Consider the following 24,126-nt stretch of genomic DNA (forward strand, 5'->3'; position numbering starts at 1 on the left):
AGATTGGTCTTCGGGCAAACCGTGGAAAAGAAGAGCCGGACCCAACGATTTCCGTGCCAGTAATCGATGCCGAACATAGTATCCGCGTAATTCCCGAGCTTCGAGCAGCACACGTTGAGCACAATAGTCATTTCGCTGCTCCAGGCGAGTTATACTTCTTCGGCACAAAATTCGACCTCGCAGGAACGACCGTACCCAGCTGGGCAACGAGAGTGAGTCTAGTTGAGTGCCTCAGCATGCTCGCTAAATCTGATGCTGCGATTCTCGAACTGCCGGAGCCCCTGTGGGTGCGGTTCCTTCCGAGATCGATTTTGATGGCAATAGTGTGGAAGCTGAGCGCAGTCATGAGCTTCAAGCGCCGCCGCATTGTCTCCTTTGCTATTGAAAACAACAACCTCGAAACGCTTGTTTGCCCCAACCGCCGAATTGGTCAGCTACTGACCCGGCCATTTGGGTTGTTTCTCGGGGTCTACATCAGAGTATTCTTTGACCGTATCGCTTATGGCAGCAATGGTTCCATCGAGACTTACCATCGTATCCCGTTCGTCAGAAGCGTGCCTTGGCGCCTCATTCCGAGACTGCCAATATCAAAATATACTGGCGATCCAGAGGTTGGCGGGACTGATCTTCGCTTTTTGTTCGTTGGTCAACTGGAAGAGCGAAAAGGATTACGCGAATTAATGACAGCCTGGCCATCGGTAGAAATACAAATGCCGACGGCTAAATTGTCAATAGTCGGTTCCGGCTATCTTGAGCAGGAAGTTAAGCAGTGGGTGAGTGAGAACCCCTTGGCTCGCGATTACAGAGGTTTTTTGCCTCATGCCGAAACGGAGCATGTGATGCGCCGGTCTCACGTCCTAATTGCCCCTTCGAAACGCTACGGGCGGTGGCGTGAGCAAATCGGCCTTCCTATCACTGAAGCCCTTTCGCACGGACTGACAGTGGTGACAACAGACGAGACGGGATTAAGTCATTGGTTAAGCGACAACGGCCACGTTGTGGTTCCATCTTCCGCCACGGCGACTCAACTGGCCACAGCCATTGTGCTGGCTGGAAGGTCGGTAAGACCCAAATCTGAGGTCGTAGCTGTGTTACCCGATGTACCGGGAAGGATACAAGCCGACTTGTGGTTGCATGGGGTAGCCGAGTGAACCTGAATCACTGTTGAACGAGGGCAGGACGAATGACGTTGGAAAACACTGCAGCGGTTATTGTTCATTATCGCAACTATGCTGCCATTGCTAATACTGTGCAACGTTTGATAGAAGAAGGTATTGGTGCTGATAGGATTCTTGTCGTTGACAACAGCGAACAGCCTGAGCGGCGCACCGAATTCATTGAATCATTGCCAAACGGGGTGCTGATCGAGTTTAGCGAGAATATTGGGTACGGAGCAGCGGCGAACAAAGGATTTCAGTTCTGGAATAGAGCCATCGACTCTCCAGAATTCATTCTCGTCAGCACACACGAGTCTGTCCCGGAGATGGGAGCGATTCGGGAACTTCTCATGCATATGGAAAGTAGTCCCCGAGCCGCAGTAGCGGGACCAATGCTGGTAACGGGCGCAAGTTCCCAATGTGTTTGGTCTATGGGCGGTTACTTGACCCGACAATTAGGTTTACCACGTCATAAAATGCATATGTCGGACCGACGATTCGTAATGAAAGAGTCGCCGCGGCGCGCTGATTGGCTAGACGGTGCCTTTCTTCTTTTTCGGTCGTCTGTGGTATTCCGGAATGCTTTCGACGAAGACTTTTTCATGTACATGGAAGAAACATTCTTTCAAATGAAACTCGCCCGCTCCGGGTGGGAGTGCTGGCTTGTCCCCACTGCAGTTGTTTGGCAAAGTTCAAATGGCGTCCCACCGTATTTTCTGACCAGAAACCTTCTGATACTGAATCGAAAGCTGGGGCGCCCGATCCGGGGGCTCGCTGCATCGAGTTACTCCCTCCTTCGTGCGCTTCTTGCTGACACTTTGCACCGGCGTCCCAGGGACGGATGGGCGGACCTCTTTAAGGGATTCTGTGACGGGTTGCGGTTCAAGGAGGCTGAAGCGAGCCTCCCGAAAAGTGTAGTCTTAATCAATCCCCTGGGGGGTGCTCTCAAACATTATGCCGAGGCCTTGAGAGAAACCTTCATGGCACAAGGAACTGATGTTCGAGTCATATCCATGTATGAGCCATCTGTGTCGAAAGGTTCCCGCCTCCGATGGGTCATTGACTACTTTAGGAGCCTCCTTGAGGCTCGGGAAGAGGTAGCGCGCGGTCAGCCTACGGCCACGCTCATCACGTGGCCCGTATTGGGATTTATCGACCTTTTGCTCGTCAAGATGATTGTTCGCGGGCGAATAAGCGTAGTTATGCACGATCCTAAACCGTTAGTGCGTTCGCTCGGCTATGGGAAGAAGTGTGCATCGGCTGTTCGCCGTTTCAATCGGCGGGCCGGCATGATTGTTCACAGTGCAGCGGCCGCTGAGGAATTGAAACGCTCGGGCTGGGATGATTCCAGTTTTCACATTCTTCCTCATCCCGTTATGATGCCACTCGCATCAAAACTTGGGGATGGCCAGAAAAAAGCACGCCCCCTCATACGAGTGCTTGGCCAATACAAAGCGGATCGGGACCTGGATGCACTGCACGGAATCGCTGAAGCCTTCCGGAATAAAGCAGATCTCGAAATTTGGGGACGCGGATGGCCTCAACTGCCAGGATGGTTTGTGCAGTCTCGATTCGTTTCCGAGCATGAACTGGACAGGCTGATAGACACTAGCAGCGCGGTGGTAATTCCATATAGCCGCTTTTATCAAAGCGGAATTGCGTTCAGGTGTTTGGAGCGAGGAACTCCTTTCGTAGGACCTGCTGGAACCAATCTCGCGGAGATACTTGGAATCGGGTCTCGGCTGCTCGTCACGTCACCGCAAGCGGAAGATGAGGGATCATGGGTCGGGGCGCTGAGATTTGCCTGTTCAGGAGGAACCGAAGAGATTTTGAAAGCAGCCAAAATATGGCGTCTCGGCGCAGAAGATGCGTGGTCTGCATGGGTTGGTGGTAATCCCCGTGCAGGACACTAGGTATGTAATGTTGGTCCTAGGGGAGACCACCGCTGAAAGCGATGAAGCCTGGCTAAAGAGCTCGAAAGTTAGCCGAGTGGTTCGCCTCAATCATGTCAGCCAGGGTGGACGCAGATGCGGAAGCCGCATGCTCGGAATAGGCCTTGACGCCTTAAGGCTTGCCCTACGCGTCCGGTTGTCATGCATCCAAGGGCCCTTTTTAGCTACTAACCCCTGGATAGCGGCCGCACTGAAAGTGCTCGGTGAGTCCCGGTTTGTTGTTACTGGGATCTATTCCCACCGGGGAAGCCGAAGTTGGCAGTTGCTGCGCATGTTAATTGCAGATGCCCCTGTTATAACTCTATCTGCGGTTGAATCTAGTTTCTGGAACGAAGCCGGTGGAAACGCCCAATTTATGCGTTACGGAAATACTTTCGCTTATGATTATCCTGCAGTCAGAACCAGCGACCTTAGAATCTTTGTCGGCGGGTCTTCGGACCGCGACCTTGATATGGTTGCTGCTTTGGAAGATGAGATCAAACAAGCGTCAGAGCCCGTAAGTCTCGTTGTGTCGGCAGGGACCGAGAAACGTTCATGGCGCGCCGGTACGCGATCCATTGACCATAGCGGTCCGATAAGTCAGAGTGAGTTCGGGCAGCTAATGGGAGAAAGTTCTGTAGTGTTCTTGCCTCTTAGGGAGAATTATCGAGCTGCGGGGCACATGGTTCTAATTGGCGCACTTCAACTTGGCATTCCTGTAGTCACGACGCACACGACGGGCATGGCAGAGTATTGGGCCTGCACTGGCGTTAGGTTACTTGATCCCGAAGCGCCGCTCATCCCACAATTAAGGCAAGCGTCCGAAGCTGCATCACCGAATCATGAGGAGATTCGGAGGTATTGGAGTAGCGAATTGAGTCGTGAGTCCTATATCAAGCGGGTTAAAGCAGTTCTTGACTCTATTCAATAAGCAAAGCGTCAGAGGTTGTGCGCATATCGTGTGCCAGCAGCGGCGTGATCGGGTGCGGGAATTGGTAACGTGTCCCTATGTTCTTCGTCAAGGGGTCAGGCTGCCTTGATCGGGCGTGCTACGTAGAGGGTCATATCGCGGAGCATTGCGAAGAGGACATCGCACCGCTCTCGGGAGAGAGGTGAGCGAAGGCGGAGGGGAACAGGGCGCGTTTGAGGACTTTGTTGCCCTTCTTCGACGGATGGTCGCCGCGGATAGAGGTGCCCGATCTCCAGGTCACGGGGCGAAACCGGAGTAGGAGGTCAGATGTCCTGCGGAGGCGAGGTCTTTGCCGACGATCTCGGTGATGATTCGTGCTTCCGTCCTGACGCCGGCCGCCGGCATAAATGACAGGACGAGGTTAAGGGGGTGGGCCTTCACGAGTTCTTCCGTCCGGGCCAGCGCCTGGGCACGCTTGGCCGGCTGCGGGGGTTGCGGTCATTGGGAAAACGTCGACCGATGCTGGTATCGTCACCTTCAACTCTGATTTTTTCCAGCTCTGCGAAAAGACTGCATCGCGCTGAGTGAACTCGATCGGCTGGTTTTCTTGACAGAAATATTCAGAAACTTGAACTCATTAAGAACCTCGTGTATGAATTTCTGGGCCTCCACTTCCAGCGGAACGAGGGTACCGCGAAAGCACTGAATTAGGTATGGTATTGATGCACAGAGCCATTGTGATCGCAGTCTTAGAAGAGGACCGTCGCCGAGGGGTGGCTTCAATCGCTAAGGGCACTGCTTCACGTGCCCGCGCTCTCCGACATGTCATTTAGCGCGACAATCGATCGTGCCCGCGCAAAGTTTGTGCGCGGCGGCAGGCATCTAGGTGCACCCGCGCTGTCGTTGGCCTCTCAACTTTCCGGCCTCGTTCAGTTGGCAGCGCTTCTCTGGAGACATGGCCCGAGCAACGCAACGGATGCTTACTTTTATCTCTTCAACCTGGGTAATTTACCGACCCAGATTCTGATTGTTGGCGTTCTCTATCCTATGATGCTCAGCGCAAACCGCGTGACGCGAAGGGGGGCGGTTCGCTTCGGATGGTGCGTCCCGCTAGCAGCCTTGATTGCGGTGGCAGGCGGCGCCGGATGGTTATGGGCACAGGGCCGGGTAAGTGACGCGCTCCTACCCATACTAGTTCTCGCTGCGGTCAACGCCATCCTTCAGGCAAGGCTGTGGTACATGGCAGTAGCTGCAGAAGCAGAGGGAGATCCTCGGTGGGTGGCAGCCGTCGCCCTCCCGGCCAATGCGCTGGCCACGCTCGTTCTCCTAGTGCCCTGGTCCTCATCGGATGACACAGTGACCGCGATGATGGGGGCCCTTTGCTCAGCCAATGCGCTCTTTTTGGTCGTGATGACTAGGAAAAAAGTCGGACACACGGCACTAAACCGTTTGCCGGCCCAATCAGTACGTAGGCACACGGCGCACTGGTGGTTCCTCACGAAGTCATTCGTGGGCTACGGGGGCCTGATGATAGTGCAGTCGATCGCACTCGTGCTTCCACCAGCGGTACTTACTCTTCTGTCGTTGCCGATGAAGATCGTGGGGTCAGTCGCCGCTACCTTCGTAAACGCGGTGATGCCGCTGTTGGTTCATCAAGGCACTGAGTCCCCACAGGCTGCTCGGAGCTTCCTACGACAGTTGGGCGTGTTGCTTGGGACCGTTGCTCTGGTCGGCTCCGCGGGAGCTTACATCCTGTTCCCGCAATACTTCGTGATAGCGGCAATCGTAGCCCTCTGGCTCGTAGTTTCCGCAGCGTCCTCGGTGGCACAACGCATGACATTCAGGTTCCTCTCGCCGAGTGCTTCAAAGGTTACTATTATCGTCGTCCCCGTCATCGTGGTGGCCGTAGCACTTTCCGCACAGGCAGACAGGTTCGGCCTGGTGGCACTACTCTCCGCATACGCTCTTGTAGATGCTGCCTCGTCCTTTCTCCTCCTGCTGTTCCTTCGAGATCGGTTGATGGCTTTCGTAACTGGGCTAATCGCAGCCGTCCTGTCCCTCATTTGGGTAGCTAGCCTTCTCTTGCCAGTCACTGCATATGGGGTGGTGCAATAAGAACGCATGCCTCGAGTACTTGCTTGAGGAGCAGTTGGCACGTCGAAATGGGGATAGCCTGACTGGGTCCCGTCTCAGCCATCGCATCTGGACTGACTGATGGAGTTCGGTAGGAAAGGGCCTTCGCACGACGCCAGAGGCTTCTGGGCGAGTATCCCAGCTGTTTCGGGGCGAGCACCGGAGTATTTTGGCGGCGAGCATCTTTTCGCCCCTACGGTACATCCGCGACCACTTCCAAGAACTGGAACCCCGCCCTGTCGCGGCCATCCAACCGAGTGTCCTATTCCGTCGTTCGGTGAAACGTTGCCGCTAAACTGTGAGCTGTCCCAAATTCAGGCTCAGGGGGAATCATGGAAACCATCAACCAGCGGTTAAATACGCGCCATAATTCGCTGAACCTGCTTCGGCTTGCGTTTGCCACGGTGGTCATAGTTTCCCATGCATCATCTATCGGCGGATTCGATGCTGAACTGCAGGTTGGCGGGTTATCGATTGGCAGTCTTGCCGTGGGCGGATTCTTCGCCATCAGTGGCTACCTGATAACCAGAAGCCGTTTCAGGACGGACTTCGTTTCGTACATGTGGCGGCGGCTGCTGAGGATCATGCCCGGTTATTGGGGCTGCCTGTTTGCCGTGGGTTTTGGGTTCGCTGCCGTCTCGGGCTTGTTCCGTGGCGGGTGGACCCCGGAAATGGGCTTTTTCTATGTGGCGGGCAACGCCAGCATGGTCTTTGGCATGAACCCACTGGGGCCGACGCTGGCAGACGCACCGTTTCCCGACAACTGGAACGGCTCACTGTGGACCCTGCGCTACGAGTTGTTCTGCTATGTGGCGGTTGGGTTGGCACTTTTCATCCCGGCGCTGCGCAAGGTGAAGTCTTTAGCGTTGGCAGCCTTCGTATTCATGACTGTCGGCAGTTTCGTCGTTGACCTCTGCGACTTTGAAGGGATTCCAGGTGACTTGGCATTCCTTGTTCCATACTTCGCGGCTGGCGCGGTTATCTACCTTTATGCCGACCGCATACCCGTGAGTTGGCCGCTGGCAGGCACTTCGGTGGTCCTGTTGACCTGCGCCCTTGTTTTCGGGTTCGGACGCAGCCTCACTGCATTGCCCGTCGCCTACCTATGCCTATGGCTGGGCATCATGCTTCCTGCTTGGTGCCGCAAGGTCGGGGCTACAAACGATATTTCCTACGGCATGTACCTCTATGGCTTCCCGGTTCAGCAGACGCTCGTCCTTGCGAGCGCGCACCATCTGGGTCTGTTCGCATACACGGTGCTGGGCGTGCTGCTAACCATCCCAGTGGCGGCTGCTAGTTGGTTTATTATAGAGCGCCCGGCGTTGTCTCTGAAGGGCCTTCGCTGGGGGCGCCAGCCTGTTCCCGTTGGGCCGTGAGCAGATCTTCCCTGCTGTTAGACTCTGTGGTTGTGGGGATGATTCTTGATGCCGCACGCCGCATCTGAGCGGAGTCAAACTCGACCCGGCGTGCTGCGCCTGTGTTAGCGTCCCTTGTGTGTTGACTGCCAGTCCCACACTGCTCGCACCTTCCTACTAAGGCCACCAGTACGCCCGCGGAATATGACTAGCCAAATCGAGCTGACTCAGCGGTTGTTACATGCCCTGTTCGCCGCTGTGACCCTCCGTAACCGGCCTCGAACGGCACTGGCAAGCTGGCTCATGACCCTGTGCCTTCTACCGGTTTGGATCAGCCTCACCTTCATCACGAGCTGGTCCCCTGCAAGGTCTCGCGTTCTTCGTTATCCTCCCAGCCATCCTCCAGACGAAAAAGTCTCCGCAACGAAGTTGATTGGCTGCTGCTGGTAGTAATCTTTGCGGCGACCTGCGCAACAATGCTTCTTGGATACACCCGAGTATGCATATGCCGCCATCTTTAGGACATAGGGAGACGAGCTGCCTGCGGGCCCCTAACCATTGACATGGGTGATGACGCCTTCGAAGGTCGGCTTCTTTTTCGGGACGTCCCACCAATGGATGATGTCTTCCAGCACCTCGCGGGTGTGACCAAACAATGCTGGGACGTTCGCGGCCGTCGTGCAGGCCGGGAAGTTGTACTTGGCATTGTATTCGTATCCCATGGTGTTGCCTCCTCAGGCGGTGGTTTCGGGGCAGGAAAAATGCGCCCCGGTGAGGCGATAACGGTTTCCGGTGTAACCGGTCGTGGAGCGGGTGGTTTGACCCCGGGCAGGTGTTCCTCGATCACGCGAGCGCCTTAAACGCGGCCACAATGGCGGTGACGCGACAGCCGTCTAGCAGGGTGGAAGCGAGCGCGACTGCGATTTCGTTCATGCGCCGGGTTCATCCTTCCGCGGTGCTTCCCGCAACGCCTGCAACTGGGCGCGGGCGTCAATAGCGAGGTCCCGGGCTCTAACCCCGCATCCCAATCCGAAGAAGAGCAGCAGGATGATGACGAGCGTTGCCCGAGGGTTAGTCCCGGCGATCAGCGCGGTGACCCCGTACGGGGTGAAGGCCATGCTGGCGAGCCACATGCCGGATTGCTCCATGGAGGACGCCCAACGGTGGGACCAGCGGAGCAAGCCGCCAAGGATCAGTAGGCCGGCGGCCAGGAGCATGATGCGGTATCCGAGGCCGAGCAGTTCGGGCAGGTCTTGGATGCTCGACGGCATAGCATCGGGCTCGAACAGGATGATGCACGCCGCGGCCGCGACAAAGTCGAAGGGGTAGGCGTAGAGGACGGCTGGGAGGCGACGCCCCTGATACCTGATGGGCATGGGAGCCACCCTATGTAGTTGTGAGCGGTTGGCTCGCCAACGGCCCTCGTTGGCGGGTGCCGCTGCCATGGCTCCGTTAAACATCAAAATTCCTGGCGCGACGGACTGGCCTACTGATCGAAGCCGCGTAATCGACGCAGTTGAAGTCGGTCAATACGGTTAGGCTGCATTTATGAATGAGGAAGCGAAGTTCAAGGCCCGGTTGCTGGCGCGAAAAGTGTTGGCGAAAACACCGAAATTCATGACTCGGGCGCTTCCACTCCCCGGACGCCCGCCGACAGTGGCTGAGCTCATGCGTCAGGGGGTTATCACCGTTGGACGCCACACTTATCCGGCCACCCCGCCTGTTGCCTACTACAAGGGCGACACTGCTCGAGTAACTATTGGTTCGTTTACGAGCATCGCTGCTGGTGCAGAGATTCTTGCCGGCGGTGAGCATAACCCTGATTGGGTCACCACGTTCCCGATGCGCATCCGCATGGACCTGCCTGGCAAGCTGACGGACGGGCAACCCGGATCCAAGGGTGACATCACGATTGGCAACGATGTCTGGCTTGGCCGTCACAGCAGGATCATGAGCGGGGTGACCGTTGGCGACGGCGCGATTGTTGCCGCGGGTGCCGTCGTGACACGCGACGTTCCGCCATATGCCGTTGTCGGTGGCGTCGCCGCCAAGGTCCTCCGCTACCGGTTTACAGAGGAGCAAATCCGCGGATTGCTAGGCATGCGCTGGTGGGATTGGTCGGACGAGACTATCAGAGCAAGAGTCAATGACCTGTCGTCGCCGGACATCGATGCTTTTATAGCCAGGTACAGCTAGGGCAAGGCGCCAGCCGCCCTACACGAGGTGTGACGGGCCACTCTAATAAGCCCGCTCTAAAGTGCTGTCAATTCGGCAGGAGCCCTTCCTATGAAAGGCTCCTCTTGTCACGATTGTTTGAGTTGCAACAAGTGCCAAACCAAGTGCCAGCCACGTCACGGGGAAGTACAAGGCGTTGGAAAATAGGCTGTTGACCAAGATGAATAAGAGGGCCTTGCCGGGAATAGTGCGTATCATGCGAAATGCGAAATAAAGCAGGAATAAGGCGAGTGGCAAGGCGAGTAGCCCGCCATCGACCCACAACCCAAGTAGCCAATTGCTTGCCACATTGTTCTGAGAACTGTTGTGGCGGTCCACTTCACCCCACACACTGACTCGCCCTGCGGCACTTAGCCCGTGGCCGTAGAGGGGTGATGTTTGGGCTAACTCAAGGAGCCCGTTGATTTGTCGGATTCGCGCTTCACCGGAGATGTCGTCAGCTTCGGATTCGCCTACGAGTGTGAGCATGCGGTTGGTTAGGTCCTGCCGCAAATCAGGTATGGCAGCTAAGGCCACACCACCGATGGTTGCGGTAGCAACTACAGCTGCCTTGATGCCTCTTTGAGTGCGCGCCTTGCTACGCATAGTCACCTTGACAACCGTCGCCACAATAATGACAACGGCCAGAGCGACCCACGCCGCCCGAGCAAACGCCAGAACAAACACTGCCGCGTGGAGCGGAATGAGTATTGTCTTGACTTTGGGTTTCAGCTTCATTTGCCAGGCCACGAGCAGCCCGATCCCGGCGTATAGTCCAAGCCAGTCCGGCTCCGGGTAAATTCCAGTAGGGCGGCCAATCGAACTAACGCTGGCGTGCCACAGGTCAGAGGGGATTAGGCCGACGAGTTGCATCAGGGCAACGCTCGCGCCAACAGTTGTTGACGCTAGCAGTCCCGCTAGCATGGCGTAAGCATCTGCCAAGCTGGCCCGGAATGCGATGACTAAAGCTGAAGTCGATAACGCCAGGAGTTGTAGCGCCAAGGTTGGGCTATTTACTAGATCCCCGATCAAGGCGGTCATGGCCAGTAGGAGAGTGGCTGCACCCAGGTATAGGAGCTTTGGCACTAGGGCCGTCCTCTTTTCCCCTCCCGACCATATAGCCCATACGAGCGCCACTGCGGTGAAGATGTGCATGTTCCCGATCTGGATGCCCGTGAGCCCTCCGGCAACACCGACAAGGAAACTGAGGATGCGTCTACTATCCTTCGCTGTTCCTATGAGTGCTAGGAGGAGGAGCGCAGCCCCCGCGACCGCGACCATGATCAAATCCATGTGCCTCAGTCTAATGGCCGCGCATATATCGTTTCGCCCGTAGGCTTGCCCCATGTCTACTCTTCAAGCCAAGCGCACCACTATTTGCGAGAGCGCGATTCTCGGTGGCGTATTGGCGTTTTTTGGCTGCCTCACATTTGAAGCGAAACCGGTGACCACGGCGGTGACAATGACTGCCGCCGCCGTGGCTGGCGGCTTTGTCAATCGTGTGGACGCCAGATTCAAAGAGTGATGCTATTTGGCGTCCGCCGCTGACTGACCCCTTCTGGGAAAGTGCTTCTCTGAGCCTCCCGTTTTCTTCGGTGAGTGCGACGATTTGCCCGTACAGGTCGCTGTGTAGGGCGAGGATTGCTGAGGGGCTCGTTAGACGATCGCTCCTGATGCTAGGTTTTCCAGTTTGTGCCATCTGAAAAGATCATTTTATTGAGGGTGGAGTCGTGGCAGATGGCTCCCGCCATGGCGCTGGCCGCTGACATTCTGGTGGCGGTGGTGGTTGTCGGAACACCGAAAGCTTTGGCATTTTCGCACCGCTAATAGCGGGTCGGATGTGCGGGCGATGTCCGGGCCTGTGGACGCGAATTGGATGCCGGCGTAGCCGTTGGCCATCTGACCAAGTTTGACGCTGTTGGTTCCTTCCCGGGCGGTGAAGTCGGCGGACGATATGACAGCGCCGTCGTTGCCGACCCGGAACCGCCGATTGACGCCTACATAGTCGTACAGGGCGATGGGAGAATGCGGCCCCCGCCGTGTCCAGGGGTGCCCACACTTGTAGCGCGTTCTCCGCTTTGTTGCCGCTGATGATCTGCAGGTTGTCCGTCTTGGACTGTCCCGTCTTGACGAACAGGGCGTAGGATTCCCCGGCGTTCGGGGTGGGATCGCCCTCAATGTGCATCCCGTAGGACTTGCCTACTGTCGCCCCGGAGCGGTTGACATTGGCTTTGACGTGGTGGCCCATGACTACCCCAACGGTCGCACCAGTTGCGGACGCCTCCACCGCCACTTCTGAACTGCTGGCCCTTGATGGTGTTGAGCGTTGCACCCGGCGTGTAAAGTTGCACTTCCATCAGGCGCCCGAAGATGTTGTCTATGCCGTCAACGTCGCCGCTTGCCTTGCCCGTGGTCAAGAAGTCGTTAGCGCCGAACAGGAAGTTGTGGTCAGCAGCAAGAGTGCCAATGACCTGGGCGCCGGTTACGGTTGTGGAAGCAGGAACGCTCAGTGTCGCCTTCGTGTTGCTTTCGATGGAAACAATCTGTGCTTTGAGGTCTCCGCCGCCAGATGCTGCACCTTTGACCCAAACGGTGTATCCGACCTTCACCGGCAGGGTAAATGTTCCTGCGCTCAGGGTCAGTGCCGTTGACCCGCTGATCATGGCCGCGGTAAGGATGGATTTCAGGCCGGCGAAGCCGCCTTGAAAGGTGACGTTGATCTGGTGGCCTACCTAGTCGTCCCCGCCGCCGGAAGGTAGGTCGTTTGTGAGGTTCGAGCCGTTAATGATGCTGTTCTGGTAGAACGGCATTCGGTCGGCACCCTTGCCCGCGCCCAGCCCGAACCAGGTGGTCGAGCGGAGGCCTTCGGGGCTGGTGAAAGTTTCTGCGACATCAATGCTTTCGGTTGCGTTCTTCCCGCCTCCATATGTGTCTTTCAGTGCAGCTGCGGTGAGGCTGTCCGGGTCCTCGATGAGGTTCTTGTTCATCTGGTCGGTGGGGGCTTCGGCACGGTAGCCGCTGCCTTCGTCTCCGTCGCCTTCTGCATGGCGGTGTCGGCCCAGTTCTGCATCATCGGCGCCGTGGTTTCCGGCGGTGAACCGGGGGAGCTGCGTGTACGGGACCGCTCCCGTCCCGGCGGGCACGCCGATCAGTTCCGACTATCCCCGGCCGGACTGGTGATCACGGATGGTCACCTTGAAGCCCACGCCGGCTCCGCCCGTCCGGTAAGGTGCCGAGTGGAGCGATGCTTTGAACCGTTGGCGATACCGATCTTCGACGGCGTTCACTGAGCATTAAGTTTAGGTTTAGTCGTTGCTGCCGCTTTGGTTTCATTGATATGCCCGTAGTAATTTGGTGAAGAGGTTTTAGCTGACGCGTTCTCAGCGCTTGAGATATGCACAGTGAACCGCATAAGTGGAGCGTAGGCTCCGGTTATGCCCAGGGGCCACCGGTGGGAACCGATCCAGTTAACTAGGAGTCTTTGTCGCATGCGCGGAATCATTTTGGCCGGAGGCACGGGATCCCGTTTGCATCCGATTACCCAGGGCGTGAGCAAGCAGCTGATGCCGGTGTATGACAAGCCGATGATCTACTATCCGCTGTCCACGCTGATCCTGGCGGGCATCCGGGACATCCTGGTCATCACCACGCCGCATGATGCCGAGCACTTCAAGGCTCTGCTCGGTGACGGCTCCCGGTTCGGCATTTCGCTGTCCTACTCGACCCAGCCGAGCCCGGATGGGCTGGCGCAGGCGTTTCTGCTGGGCGAGGAGCATATTGGCTCTGAGCCGGCGGCGCTTATCCTGGGGGACAACATTTTCTACGGCCCCGGCCTGGGCACCCGGCTGCAGCGCTTCGCGCAGATCGACGGCGCGGCGGTGTTCGGGTATCAGGTCGCGGATCCTACCGCCTACGGTGTGGTGGAGTTCGACGAGTTTGGCAGGGCGCTGAGTTTGGAGGAGAAACCGACAGCGCCGAGAAGCAACTACGCCGTTCCGGGCCTCTATTTCTACGACAACGAGGTGGTGGAAATTGCGAAGGGCCTGAAGCCCTCGGCGCGCGGGGAGCTGGAAATCACGGACCTGAACCGGGTGTACCTGGACGCCGGCAAGCTCTCCGTGGACATCCTGCCGCGCGGGACGGCCTGGCTGGACACTGGAACATTCGAGTCGCTGTACGAGGCCTCGGGGTTTATCCGGGCGCTGGAGCACCGGCAGGGGCTGAAGGTCGGCTCACCGGAGGAAGTCGCCTGGCGCCAGGGGTTCCTCACGGACGAGGAGCTGCGCGAGCGGGCGGAGGCCCTAATCAAAAGCGGCTACGGGAGCTACCTGCTCGGCCTGCTGCAGCAGCCCGTCCTTCAGCGCTAGTTACTCCGCCAGATAGGCTTTGAGCCGATCCGACGATAGTGCCGGGTGGAACCCCAGGGCCTGGATCTTGGTCAGGTCAAAGTTGGAGTTCAGCGGCCTCGGTGCGGCCTTCTTGCCGGCGAAGTACTGGGCCGTCGTTACTCCCGTGACGTCCCCGGGGTCGTGACCGGTCTGCGCGTAGATGCGCCGCGCCACGGTCGCCCAGGATTCGAGTTCGCCGTCGTTGCTGAGGTTGTACGTGCCGTAGGGCGCGCCGGTCTCGAGCAGGTGCCGGATACCGGCGGCCAAATCCGCGGTGAAGGTGAGCCGGCCGACTTGGTCATCCACCACCGAGGGAGCGATGCCGCGTTCGGCCAAGGACGCCATGGTGCGCACGAAGTTGTTCCCATCGCCGACCACCCAGCTAGTCCGCACGATATAGTGTCGCGGCACCACGGAGACCACGGCGTCCCCGGCGGCCTTGGTCGCCCCGTAGACGCCGAGCGGGCTGAACGGCTCGTCCTCGGGGTGAACCCTTTCGATGCCGTCGAAGACGTAGTCGCTGGAGACATGGACCAGCGTGATGCCCTGCCCCGCGGCGACCTTGGCCAGTCCGGTCACGGCTCCGACGTTGACCGCCCATGCAGCGCGGCGCCCCTCAGCTGTCTCCGCCTGATCAACGTCAGTGTAGGCGGCGGCATTGATAATGGCCGAGTAGCCGCGCCAGTTCCGGCTTGCCCAGGAGGCCGGCGCAGTGAGGTCGAAGTCGGCGCGGGAGGCGAATTCTACATGGGCGGCATCGGCGTACTCGCCGCGCAATGCCCTGCCCAATTGACCGTTGGCCCCGAGGACTAGGATCTTCTTCGACGGCATCGGAGTCACCCCGGCCAGCCGGGGGTGGGCTCTATCCTTCTCTGACAGCTCCGCCTCGTCCAGAGGTATGGGCCAGGCGATGGCGGCGGTTTCGTCCGCCAGGTTCAGGAAGGTGTACTCATCCTGCGCATCCGCGCTCCAGTGATCGTTGACCAGGTAAGTGTACGCGGTGCCGTCCTGAAGGGTTTGGAAGGCGTTGCCGACGCCGCGCGGGACAAAGATGGCCTTGGAAGGATCCAGTTCGGCGGTGAACACCGTGCCGAAGCTCTGGCCCTCCCGCAGGTCCACCCAGGCGCCGAAGATCTTGCCGGTGGCCACGGATATGAACTTGTCCCACGGCTCGGCGTGGATGCCGCGGGTGGTTCCTGCTTTTTCGTTGAAGGAAATATTGTTCTGGACCGGGGAGAAGTCGGGCAGCCCCTGGGCAAGCATTTTCTCCCGCTGCCAGTTTTCCTTAAACCAGCCGCGGTTGTCCCCGTGCACAGGCAGGTCGAACAGCAGCATTCCGGGGATCGGGGTGTCCCTGGGACGCAGTGCCTTGGAGAATTCGATCGCCACGGTTATCGGCCCTGCTCCTGGTACCTGGCCTCCGTGGCGGACTTCTGCGGTCGCCACCAAGGCTCGTTGTCCAGATACCACTTGATGGTGTTCGCCAGGCCTTCCTCGAAGTTGGAATATAGCGGGGTCCAGCCCAGTTCGTTGCGCAGCTTAGTTGAGTCGATGGCGTAGCGCAGGTCGTGGCCGGGCCGGTCCACCACGTGCTCGTAAGCGTCGCGCGGCTGGCCCATGGCCTCGAGGATCAACTCCACCACGTCTCTGTTGTTCTTCTCGCTGTCGGCGCCGATCAGGTAGGTTTCGCCGATCCGACCCGTCTCCAAGATGGTTAGGACGGCGGAGGAATGGTCGTCGGCGTGGATCCAGTCCCGCACGTTTTCGCCCCGGCCGTAGAGTTTGGGCTTCACGCCGTCGATCACGTTGGTGACCTGCCGCGGGATGAACTTTTCCACGTGCTGGTAGGGACCGTAGTTGTTGGAGCAGTTACTGATGGTTGCCTGCACGCCGAAGGACCGCACCCAGGCGCGGACCAGCAGGTCCGAGCCGGCCTTGGTGGAGGAGTAGGGGCTCGAGGGGTTGTACGGCGTCGTCTCGGTGAACCGGTTAGGGTCATCCAGTTCCAGGTCTCCGTACACCTCGTCGGTGGAGATGTGGTGGAACCGCTTGCCGTAACGGCGGACGGCCTCCAGCAGTGTGTACGTTCCGATGATGTTGGTGTCCAGGAACGGGCGTGCGTCGTGCAGCGAGTTGTCGTTGTGTGACTCGGCCGCATAGTGGACTACGGCATCGGCTTCGGCCACCAGCGGATTGACAGCGTCGGCGTCCGCAATGTCCCCGCGCACCAGCCGGAACCGGTTCTCCGGCAGCCCTGCCAGCGACGCCTCATTGCCGGCGTAGGTCAGCTTGTCCAGGACCGTGACGCTCGCGTCTGTCTTCTCCAGCACATAGTGAACAAAGTTGGAACCGATAAAGCCGGCTCCGCCGGTCACCAAAAGTTTCTGCATGCAACCCACCCTACCGAGGTAGCTGTCGAATGCATGTAATCGTTTCATCCGAAAAGGCGCACTTATTTATGGACCGTCCACCCCGTGCGCGACGTCTATCAGTTGCACTGCAACTTGACGTACTTCGGCAACCAACGCAGGAATCTGCACATGGTACCGAGGCCGGGCGTGACGTCCTTGTCTAGACCGGCTGCTTCCCATCATTCTGATTATGTATCCCAAGAGGCAGCGGTGGTCGACTTACCTTTGCACGCGAAACTTCCCATTTGTCTAGGATGTGCGCTGTGCATTCTAGATACAGTCAGCAACGTAGTAGTCTTCACACTCTGCTGAGCACCATGGTCGCACTTTGCGGTCGGCAATAACCCGGCGGCATTGGATGCACTTGTTTCTGAACTTGCGCCACTTCTTCGTAAACATCTGACTCCTCCTCCGCGACAGACGTGAGACCGCTACTGCTCCTACCCCTCCTTGCGCTTTCATGGTGGTGTAGAGGCTAGTAAAGGTGACCTCTCTGCCCTAGGGCTTTAGGAAAGTCCAGTAGCACGATTCACAAGTCGAGTAGCCGGCACCGGGCGAGATGGGGACGACGGGCCCTCGTCAGGGGCACCGCAGGGTCACCGGGTGGGTGGAGATTTTCGAAAGCGGCCGGGCTGCGCTGCAGCCCGAGACGGGCAAGGCCTGCTTTTAATCGGGCGTTGGCGTAAGGGAGTCAACCCTGGCGCTGAGTGATGGAGCGGTAATTCGAGGACGCCCCTGGTCATCCGTTGTTGGGCTCAGTTGTCTGCGGGCAGTGCCTGCCAGTATTCGTCGATATTGCCGCTGCCTAGAGCCGCTGCGATCTCCTCAGCGGCCTGTTCGTCCTTGAGCACGATGGACTGGCCGTCGGCCGACGTTCCTGTGCCCTTGGTGGGCAGCGTGAACATGTGGATATCCTCCTTGCGAACGCTGTTGAGACTCAGGCCCAGCGATCCGATGGTTCCCGCATTCAGGCCCTCATCCACCGTGACGTAAGGGGCGAATTCATTGACTGTGGAGCCGATACGCGCCGGGTTGGTCAAGGTGCCCGCGGAAAGGAATTTGGAGATGACGGCACCGACGAAGGCGCGTTGGTTGCGGACGCGCTGGTAGTCGCCATCGGAGTAGGCGTAGCGTTCGCGGACGAAAGCAAGGGCTTCCTCGCCGTTCATGAGGGTGGGGCCAGCGGCGAAATGTTTGCCGCCCAGATGGGATGAGTTGAAGGCTGGATTGACATTGATTTCCACACCGCCGAGCGCGTCGGTCAGGCCACGGAAGCCTTCGAAGTCGATGATGGCCACGTGGTCGATCCTGGTGTCGAAGAGTCCCTCGACCGTCTGGACCGTCAAAGGGACCCCGCCCAGCGCGTAGGCCGCGTTAATTTTGCGCTCGCCGTGGCCCGGAATTTCCGTCCAGACGTCGCGCATGATGGACATGACGTAGACGCCGGAGCGGTCCGAGGGCACATGCAGCAGCATCAGCGCATCAGTGCGGGCGTCTGCCGAAACGCCTGCCAACGCGTCGGTGCCACCGTTGCCGGCGCGGGTGTCCGAGCCCATCAGCAAGATGTTGACGGAATCCATGGCTTCCGGCTTCTTTGTGGGGCGGGTTGCCTCGTCGGGAAACGCCGCGGCGATCTTCTCGCTCTTGGAATCAAACGAGCTCGCCAAGCTCCAGAGGTACCCTCCGGCCGTCAGGCCGGCCACGATGAGTAGGCCGACGAGGACGCAAACGGTGATCAGGGCGGGACGTTTCTTTAGACCGGACACCGCAACAGTCTATGGGCGCCCGGGCCCTAAGCCGTCCGACGTCACCTGGCTGTCCTCAGGCCGCCAGCGCCGCATACCGGCCGTCGGCATCGAGCAGGGACTCGTGCGTCCCTCGCTCCACAATTCGCCCGGCCTCGAGGACAGCGATTTGGTCGGCATTCCGGACTGTCGAGAGCCGGTGGGCGATGGTGATGGTGGTGCGGCCGGCGGCCAACCGGTCGAAGGCCTGCTGGACCGCGTGTTCGGTCTGGGTATCCAGCGCACTGGTGGCCTCGTCCAGCACCAGCACCGGGGGATTGCGCAGCAGGGTCCGGGCGATGGCAATCCGTTGCTTCTCGCCGCCCGAGAACCGGTGCCCGCGGGACCCGACGACGGTTTCGTAACCATCCGGCAGTGCCGCGATGTGGTCGTGGATTTGGGCGTCCCATGCGGCCTGTTCGATTTCGGCATCGCTGGCATCCGGCTTCGCATAGCGCAGGTTCTCGCGCACCGTGGTGTGCAGCAAATAGGTGTCCTGGCTGACCACTCCCACGATGGCCGCCAGGTCGGCCAGGCGCAGCGAGCGGAGGTCGACGCCGTCGATGGTGACGCGACCTTCCGTCGGATCCTGCAGGCGGGCCACCAGGGCGGCCAAGCTGCTCTTTCCGGATCCGGTCGGGCCGACCAGGGCCAGGCTGGAACCGGCAGGGACGGTCAGGTCCACATGCTCGATGGCCGGTGTCCCGCTGTCGGGATAGCTGAAGCTGACGTTCTCGAAGCGCACATGCCCGGCGACCTTGGACGGATCCACGGGGGCGGGGGAGGCCGGCTCCGCGATTTCCACCGGCAGGTCCAGATACTCGAAAATCCGGGCGAAGAGCGCCAACGAGCTGGTGACGGTGATCGTCACGTTCAACAGCCCGAGCAACGGCCGGAAGAGGCCGCCCTGCAGCGCCGTGAAGGCCACCACCGTGCCGATGCTGATGTTACCTGCGGCCCCCGGCAGGCCGGCGGCGAAGTAGATGACGGCGGGTACGGCGGCAAAGATGATGCTCATGGTGGCCATCCGCCAGCGCCCGGCCAATTCGGACCGAAGTTCCAGGTCGGTCAGCCGCTCCGACGACGCGGAGAACCGGGCGGCCAGGTCGTCGCCGGTGCCCAGGGTCTTGCTCAACTGGATCCCGCTGACCGAGAGCGATTCTTCGATCGTCACGTTCATGTCGGCCAGTTCCCGCTGGCGGCGGGCGGTCAGCTCCCGCCGCACTTTCGCCACCTTGCGGGTTAGCACGACGGCCGGCGGCATGACCAGCAGCGAGATCAGCGACAGCTGCCAGGACAGCGCGGCCATGGCCACCGCCGTGGCGACGACGGTGGTGAGGTTGGTGGCGATGCCTGTTGCGGTCGAGGTGACCACCGACTGCATGCCGCCGATATCGTGTGTGATGCGCGACTGGATTTCCCCGCTGCGTGTCCGTGTGAAGAATCCGACGGACTGGCGCTGCAGGTGCGCGAAGACCTCGGTCCGCAGGCTGTGCATTACCCGTTGGCCCACCTTGGTGGCGATCCAGGTCTGCAAGACCCCGAACAGGGCGGTGACGGCAGCGACAAACAGCATTCCTGCGGTCAGCCAGGCCAGCAGCGGGAGTTGCTGGCTGGGCAGGGCCGTGTCGATCACGGCCCGCAGGAGGAACGGCGAGGCCATCGCGACGGCCGAGGACGCGACGATGATGCCGGTAACGAGGGCCAGTTGTCCCCGGTACGGGCGGAAGAGGGCGGCGATGCGCTTCAGCGGTACGTGCCGGGCTTGTTCTTTTTCTACGGCCGTCGGTTCCCTTACGGGACCGCGGCCGGGGGTTATTCCGAAGGTTTCCGTCGGAACCACCTCGATCCGTGATGAAGGGGCAACGTGCGCCGCCCGCATTGCTGAGGTTGCCTCAATATGAGGTTACAACAGGAAAACTTGGTAGCCTATTCCCGTGACAGATGAAAGTTTACTTGACGCGTTCTGGGCCGTTACGCGTCAACTCAGGAGGGGCGCCCGGGAGGGAATGGCCCCGCTCGGCGTCGCCCCGTCACAAGCGAGGGCGCTGCGCATGCTCCGCCAGCACGGCCCGCTGCGGTTGGGTGAACTTTCCGAGCGGCTTCGGATAGCGCCGCGATCGGCGACCGACATCGTCGATGGCTTGCAGGAGAGGGGTTGGTGCTCGCGGGAGCCTGATCCCGCGGACCGCAGGGCCACGGTGGTCGTCCTGAGCGAGGCGGGGCAGGAGATAGGACCGGCCATCCGGGAGGTCCAGGTGAGGCATGCGGAGAAGTATTTTGGCGCCCTGTCTGCAGCCGAGCGTTCCGAACTGGCTGCGCTCCTGGCCAAGCTCACCTCGGGGGAGGACTAAGGCGGGCCTACCGCAGGAACGCGAACCACACGGCAGCGACGGCAGCAAGCACGACGACGGTGCTCACCACCCAGGCGGTCGTGGCCGTCTTTCGGGGCGCTGTGGCACGCTGCGCGGCGCGGGAGGAGCCGGACTGCGGCTTTTCGATGCGAACATACTGGGTTGGCCCCGCAGCTTGACCGGCCGCGGGTGCCACTACTTGAATGAGGCCCGTGCGCAACTCCCGCCGGGCCGGGTACGGATCGCCGGACGGCTTAGCCACGAGAGGGGTCACCGGAATCATGCCCGTTGGCGGCGCGGGGTCGGCTGCCCCCGTGCGAACGTCGCGCCGGCTCGGCAGTGTGTTGTCTTGGGCAGGATGGGGCATTAACTGGCCTTTCAGCCAACAGGAACGGGTGTCGCACGCACAGACGTGGCATAGCCATCTTAGGTAGACGGCGCGGAAATCCAGTGATCTTCCCTTGTCGTGTCGCGAAGTCCGGCGGTTCGCCCGCGGTGTGAACGGTCTTCCGCCGCGTTCAGCTTTCCTTTGGCCGATCTTCGGGCTGCGCAGCCAGGCTTCCTGAGCCGCCGGGGCCAGACTGGCACCTATGAGTTTCCCTGACCAGTCCTGCCTGCGGGAGACAGACCCGGGCACTCGCGCAGTGTCCCTCGTCCTGGCCGCCTGCGACCTGCCTGTGGTCTCGCTGCCGGTGCTGCATACCCTGGCGATGGACCTGAGGGATGACCTTGCCTGCCGAAGGTTCGTGGCCGACTACATCGACATGTGGGATGTTCGAAGGACTCGGCTAATCCAGGCGGTTCACGAGCAGGATGTGGACAAGGTCATGGATGTTTCCCTGAGCCTTAAGACCGCCAGCAGCGTGGCCGGGGCGCTGCGGCTGTCGTTTTATGGACGGCAGGTTCAAAGCCTGACCACCGAAGTTGCGGAGGGGCACCCGCATGCCATGGCGACCGTCCAGGATCTGCTTATCCCGATCGGAAGCTGCGGCGACGAGACCATGCGGCGCCTTGCCACCGATTACCTGGCTGCGGTCGATGGAGCCATTCGATAACCGAAACCACGAACGGTCTCCAGCCACCGGGGCGCACGCGGATTGTCTCCGAGTTTGCGGCGCAGATTGGCCATGTGGACCTCGACGGCGCGTTCGTCCGCCTCCGACACGAAGGAGCCGGTATCAAATTCCTCAAACCGCAGGCGCCGCACCAGGTCCTGCTTGCTGCGCACGGTCCGGCCGCCGTCCAAGAGGGTCAGCAGCAATTCGAATTCCGTCCGGGTCAAGTGCTTTTGGGCACCGTCTGCCGTCACAGTCCTGGTGGGGTAGTCCAGGCACAGGCCGTTGTGGATATAGGTGGCCTCTGGTTCCTTCGGGGCAAGGGTAGAAAGCTGGCCATTTTCGGGGGCCTCGCTTACGACCGCTACCGGGAAGGTTGTGGTGGGAGAACCGGAGAAGTTATCGGACCCCGCTGTCGACCCGGGAGAGGTGCGTTGCGCCACCCCGAGCGGCGCCCCGCCGTCGTGAATCGATTCACTAACTCGGGAACGACGCAGCATTGCCGCCACCCGCGCCCGCAGTTCGAAGGTACGGAACGGCTTGATGATGTAGTCGTCGGCGCCGGACTTGAAGCCCAGCACGGCGTCGATTTCCTCGGCTCGAGCGGTCAGCATGAGGATGTAGGCATCGCTGAAGAGCCGGATCTGGCGGGCGGTCTCAAACCCGTCGATGTCAGGGAGTCCCACGTCCAGGGTAACGATTGAGGGACGGTGCTCTCGAACGGCGGCGACTCCGGCTTTTCCATTCCGGGCTGAATGGACCTCAAATCCGGACTGTCTTAAGACGTTTCCGACCAGCGCACAGATGTCTTCGTCATCTTCAATGACCACCGCTACCCGCGAAGGATCCACAAATGCCTCACCTTTCTGCCGGCGGCTTTGAAGAACGGTCACGTCCGAACCCAAATTATAGTGCGCTTGCTTCACATTTGACGGAACTTGAGCTTGGCGATCGGCGGAGGAGTCGCGGGAAGGCAAGCAGGAGAGAACATTTGCCCGTTATCGATGCTAACCGTTGGGTGTAATGGGCGTGTTGAAGGTTGTCTACGCCAATCTGTTTCGGCCGGTCTTTGGTTTCTCTAGAGGTTGAAGTTTGGCGCAGTTCCCCACTGGCCATTTCTTCCGGAACGTTTGGGAAATAGAACCGTTCATCTTCAGGTGGGTTGGCGAGATTGGATATATCGGCGAGAACGAGGTGCCGAGTCAGCCAAAAACAAAGGGTCAAAGATGAACAACATGCTCAAGGGAACTCTGGCAATCGGTGTCGGCGCGGCGCTGCTGCTCGGCGGCGGCGGATCGCTGGCCATCTGGAATGCCGAGAAGAATGCCAGTATGGGCACCGTGGCCGCCGGAAACCTGGACCTGAAGGTCAAGCCTGGCGACTGGTCCAGCAACCTCACCCCGGGCACCATCAATATCAAAAGCCACAAGATTGTCCCTGGCGAGTCCCTGACCTACACACAGAAAGTGGATGTCATCCTCGATGGCGCCAACATCAAGGCCGTCCTGAAGGCCACCGACGCCACGGATCCCAACAGCTCGTTCAATCCTGCCAACATCACTGTGTCCCCCGTGGAGTTGAAGAGCGACGGCAAGGTTCTGGCTGAACCGCTCACCACGACGGTCAAGGACATCACGGCCACGGTGACCTTCGAGTTCAGAGCCGATACCGCAGGCCGTGACAGCGCCAGCGCCAAGTACGACTTCAGCAATGTAGCATTCAAGCTTGAGCAGCAGACTCCGGAGCCCGTCAACGCTGCATCGGGCAGCTGACAGCTGTCCACATTCTCAAGACCAGTGGTGCGCGCCTGACCCCGACGCGCACCACTGCAGCCAGGCGGAGGCCCACGATGCGAACCCGGCAAGCGCTCAAAGCCGCTGCTTTGCTGGCTGCTGCCGTGGTGCTGGGGATGCTGACCGTCCAGGGGTCATATGCCCTGTGGAAGGCGACCTCCCCGCTGGGCGCCGGCACCGTCCAAGCCGCGGACTTCCGAGTGAGCCTCGGCTCTGGCGACACCAGCGTGGACATGACGATGGAAGACGGCACGCCGGCAACTCTGGCCCTCGAAACGGCGCCGGCCGGAAAGCTCGTGCCGGGCAGCGCGGTGCGGGCCGGAGTCAAGCTCACCAACCTTACCGACGCCGGTGGGGAGTTCACCATCAGGGCGCACATAACGTCGGCGCCCACCATCGCGTCCGCGAGTCTCGCCGAGTACCTAAACATCGCGGCAACCGGAGCCGGGAGCCTTGAGGAGTGCGAGAATCCCGCCCTTTTCACCGCGGCCGCAACAGGCACCCTGCCTTCAATTGATCTGGCCAAGGGTGAATCGGGCGTCATCTGCCTCCAGGCGACCCTTTCCCAGCACACGCCCCCCTCTCTGCATGACACCACGACGACCATTTCCATTCCGCTCGCCGCTGAGCAGATCTGAGAG

General features: G+C 59.9%; 24 protein-coding genes and 1 pseudogene. 13 read left to right on the plus strand and 12 right to left on the minus strand.

Annotated elements, in window-relative coordinates; all coding sequences use genetic code 11:
• Window positions 1-53: 53 nt before the first annotated feature.
• From AC5RUH_RS04045 to AC5RUH_RS04055, 3 genes are all read left to right on the plus strand, one after another.
• Window positions 54-1,151, plus strand: a complete 1,098-nt coding sequence (locus AC5RUH_RS04045; RefSeq protein ID WP_494127948.1) for a glycosyltransferase — start codon at window positions 54-56, stop codon at window positions 1,149-1,151.
• 32 nt (window positions 1,152-1,183) lie between these two features.
• Entirely contained in the window at window positions 1,184-3,070 is a 1,887-nt protein-coding gene (locus tag AC5RUH_RS04050) for a glycosyltransferase (protein ID WP_494127949.1), read from the plus strand.
• A 310-nt stretch (window positions 3,071-3,380) separates the two neighbouring features.
• A complete protein-coding gene (locus tag AC5RUH_RS04055) occupies window positions 3,381-4,019 on the plus strand; it encodes a hypothetical protein (RefSeq protein ID WP_494127950.1) in 639 nt (212 codons plus the stop codon).
• A 95-nt stretch (window positions 4,020-4,114) separates the two neighbouring features.
• Here the strand turns inward: AC5RUH_RS04055 and AC5RUH_RS04060 are convergent.
• Window positions 4,115-4,472 (minus strand): annotated as a pseudogene (locus AC5RUH_RS04060) (transposase); the annotation flags it as partial.
• Between the two features lie 765 nt (window positions 4,473-5,237).
• Here AC5RUH_RS04060 and AC5RUH_RS04065 point away from each other — a divergent pair.
• Together AC5RUH_RS04065 and AC5RUH_RS04070 are read left to right on the plus strand one after the other, a co-directional pair.
• Entirely contained in the window at window positions 5,238-6,113 is an 876-nt protein-coding gene (locus AC5RUH_RS04065) for a hypothetical protein (protein WP_494127951.1), read from the plus strand.
• 350 nt (window positions 6,114-6,463) lie between these two features.
• Window positions 6,464-7,507 (plus strand): acyltransferase family protein, encoded by a 1,044-nt coding sequence (locus AC5RUH_RS04070; protein WP_494127952.1) that lies wholly within the window; start codon window positions 6,464-6,466, stop codon window positions 7,505-7,507.
• Window positions 7,508-8,037: 530 nt separating this feature from the next.
• Here AC5RUH_RS04070 and AC5RUH_RS04075 read toward each other — a convergent pair.
• Window positions 8,038-8,208 carry a hypothetical protein gene (locus tag AC5RUH_RS04075; protein WP_494127953.1) on the minus strand — a complete coding sequence of 57 codons (171 nt, stop codon included), beginning with the start codon at window positions 8,206-8,208 and terminating at the stop codon, window positions 8,038-8,040.
• A 207-nt stretch (window positions 8,209-8,415) separates the two neighbouring features.
• Window positions 8,416-8,862 carry a hypothetical protein gene (locus AC5RUH_RS04080; RefSeq protein ID WP_494127954.1) on the minus strand — a complete coding sequence of 149 codons (447 nt, stop codon included), beginning with the start codon at window positions 8,860-8,862 and terminating at the stop codon, window positions 8,416-8,418.
• Window positions 8,863-9,034: 172 nt separating this feature from the next.
• Here AC5RUH_RS04080 and AC5RUH_RS04085 point away from each other — a divergent pair, with 172 nt between their 5' ends.
• Complete coding sequence (locus AC5RUH_RS04085) at window positions 9,035-9,682, plus strand: CatB-related O-acetyltransferase (protein ID WP_494127955.1); 648 nt, start codon at window positions 9,035-9,037, stop codon at window positions 9,680-9,682.
• Window positions 9,683-9,724: 42 nt separating this feature from the next.
• Here AC5RUH_RS04085 and AC5RUH_RS04090 read toward each other — a convergent pair whose 3' ends face one another.
• A complete protein-coding gene (locus AC5RUH_RS04090) occupies window positions 9,725-10,993 on the minus strand; it encodes an O-antigen ligase family protein (RefSeq protein ID WP_494127956.1) in 1,269 nt (422 codons plus the stop codon).
• 52 nt (window positions 10,994-11,045) lie between these two features.
• Here AC5RUH_RS04090 and AC5RUH_RS04095 point away from each other — a divergent pair, with 52 nt between their 5' ends.
• A complete protein-coding gene (locus AC5RUH_RS04095) occupies window positions 11,046-11,225 on the plus strand; it encodes a hypothetical protein (RefSeq protein ID WP_494127957.1) in 180 nt (59 codons plus the stop codon).
• 167 nt (window positions 11,226-11,392) lie between these two features.
• Window positions 11,393-11,527, plus strand: coding sequence for a hypothetical protein (locus AC5RUH_RS04100; RefSeq protein WP_494127958.1), 135 nt, complete (start codon window positions 11,393-11,395; stop codon window positions 11,525-11,527).
• 347 nt (window positions 11,528-11,874) lie between these two features.
• Here AC5RUH_RS04100 and AC5RUH_RS04105 read toward each other — a convergent pair whose 3' ends face one another.
• On the minus strand, window positions 11,875-12,363 hold the full coding sequence (locus tag AC5RUH_RS04105) for a hypothetical protein (RefSeq protein ID WP_494127959.1): 489 nt from the start codon (window positions 12,361-12,363) through the stop codon (window positions 11,875-11,877).
• 69 nt (window positions 12,364-12,432) lie between these two features.
• Complete coding sequence (locus tag AC5RUH_RS04110) at window positions 12,433-12,843, minus strand: hypothetical protein (RefSeq protein ID WP_494127960.1); 411 nt, start codon at window positions 12,841-12,843, stop codon at window positions 12,433-12,435.
• A 345-nt stretch (window positions 12,844-13,188) separates the two neighbouring features.
• Between AC5RUH_RS04110 and rfbA the strand changes: the two genes are divergently transcribed.
• The gene (gene rfbA, locus AC5RUH_RS04115) at window positions 13,189-14,067 is read left to right on the plus strand and encodes a glucose-1-phosphate thymidylyltransferase RfbA (protein ID WP_494127961.1); all 879 of its coding nucleotides are present in this window, start codon (window positions 13,189-13,191) and stop codon (window positions 14,065-14,067) included.
• Here the strand turns inward: rfbA and AC5RUH_RS04120 are convergent, their stop codons facing one another.
• The 4 genes from AC5RUH_RS04120 to AC5RUH_RS04135 form a co-directional block, all read right to left on the minus strand.
• Window positions 14,068-15,477: a sugar nucleotide-binding protein gene (locus tag AC5RUH_RS04120; protein WP_494127962.1), complete on the minus strand. Its 1,410-nt coding sequence runs from the start codon at window positions 15,475-15,477 to the stop codon at window positions 14,068-14,070.
• Window positions 15,478-15,479: 2 nt separating this feature from the next.
• Complete coding sequence (gene rfbB / locus AC5RUH_RS04125) at window positions 15,480-16,478, minus strand: dTDP-glucose 4,6-dehydratase (protein WP_494127963.1); 999 nt, start codon at window positions 16,476-16,478, stop codon at window positions 15,480-15,482.
• Window positions 16,479-17,254: 776 nt separating this feature from the next.
• Window positions 17,255-18,265 (minus strand): LCP family protein, encoded by a 1,011-nt coding sequence (locus AC5RUH_RS04130; protein ID WP_494127964.1) that lies wholly within the window; start codon window positions 18,263-18,265, stop codon window positions 17,255-17,257.
• Between the two features lie 55 nt (window positions 18,266-18,320).
• Window positions 18,321-20,165 carry an ABC transporter ATP-binding protein gene (locus AC5RUH_RS04135; RefSeq protein ID WP_494127965.1) on the minus strand — a complete coding sequence of 615 codons (1,845 nt, stop codon included), beginning with the start codon at window positions 20,163-20,165 and terminating at the stop codon, window positions 18,321-18,323.
• 127 nt (window positions 20,166-20,292) lie between these two features.
• On the opposite strand from AC5RUH_RS04135, the gene AC5RUH_RS04140 reads away from it, so the two are divergent.
• Window positions 20,293-20,637, plus strand: coding sequence for a MarR family winged helix-turn-helix transcriptional regulator (locus AC5RUH_RS04140; RefSeq protein ID WP_494100689.1), 345 nt, complete (start codon window positions 20,293-20,295; stop codon window positions 20,635-20,637).
• A 7-nt stretch (window positions 20,638-20,644) separates the two neighbouring features.
• On the opposite strand, the gene AC5RUH_RS04145 is transcribed toward AC5RUH_RS04140, so the two are convergent.
• Window positions 20,645-20,911 carry a hypothetical protein gene (locus tag AC5RUH_RS04145; protein WP_494100688.1) on the minus strand — a complete coding sequence of 89 codons (267 nt, stop codon included), beginning with the start codon at window positions 20,909-20,911 and terminating at the stop codon, window positions 20,645-20,647.
• 316 nt (window positions 20,912-21,227) lie between these two features.
• On the opposite strand from AC5RUH_RS04145, the gene AC5RUH_RS04150 reads away from it, so the two are divergent.
• Window positions 21,228-21,692, plus strand: a complete 465-nt coding sequence (locus tag AC5RUH_RS04150) for a hypothetical protein (protein ID WP_494100687.1) — start codon at window positions 21,228-21,230, stop codon at window positions 21,690-21,692.
• On the opposite strand, the gene AC5RUH_RS04155 is transcribed toward AC5RUH_RS04150, so the two are convergent.
• Window positions 21,659-22,543, minus strand: coding sequence for a response regulator transcription factor (locus tag AC5RUH_RS04155; protein WP_494127966.1), 885 nt, complete (start codon window positions 22,541-22,543; stop codon window positions 21,659-21,661). The two genes, AC5RUH_RS04150 and AC5RUH_RS04155, sit on opposite strands and share 34 nt — an antisense overlap.
• Before the next feature lie 375 nt (window positions 22,544-22,918).
• Between AC5RUH_RS04155 and AC5RUH_RS04160 the strand changes: the two genes are divergently transcribed.
• The gene (locus tag AC5RUH_RS04160) at window positions 22,919-23,464 is read left to right on the plus strand and encodes an alternate-type signal peptide domain-containing protein (protein ID WP_494127967.1); all 546 of its coding nucleotides are present in this window, start codon (window positions 22,919-22,921) and stop codon (window positions 23,462-23,464) included.
• A 77-nt stretch (window positions 23,465-23,541) separates the two neighbouring features.
• Window positions 23,542-24,123, plus strand: a complete 582-nt coding sequence (locus tag AC5RUH_RS04165) for a hypothetical protein (protein WP_494127968.1) — start codon at window positions 23,542-23,544, stop codon at window positions 24,121-24,123.
• Window positions 24,124-24,126 lie beyond the last annotated feature (3 nt).

The organism is Arthrobacter sp. Y3223166 (genome assembly GCF_059090935.1).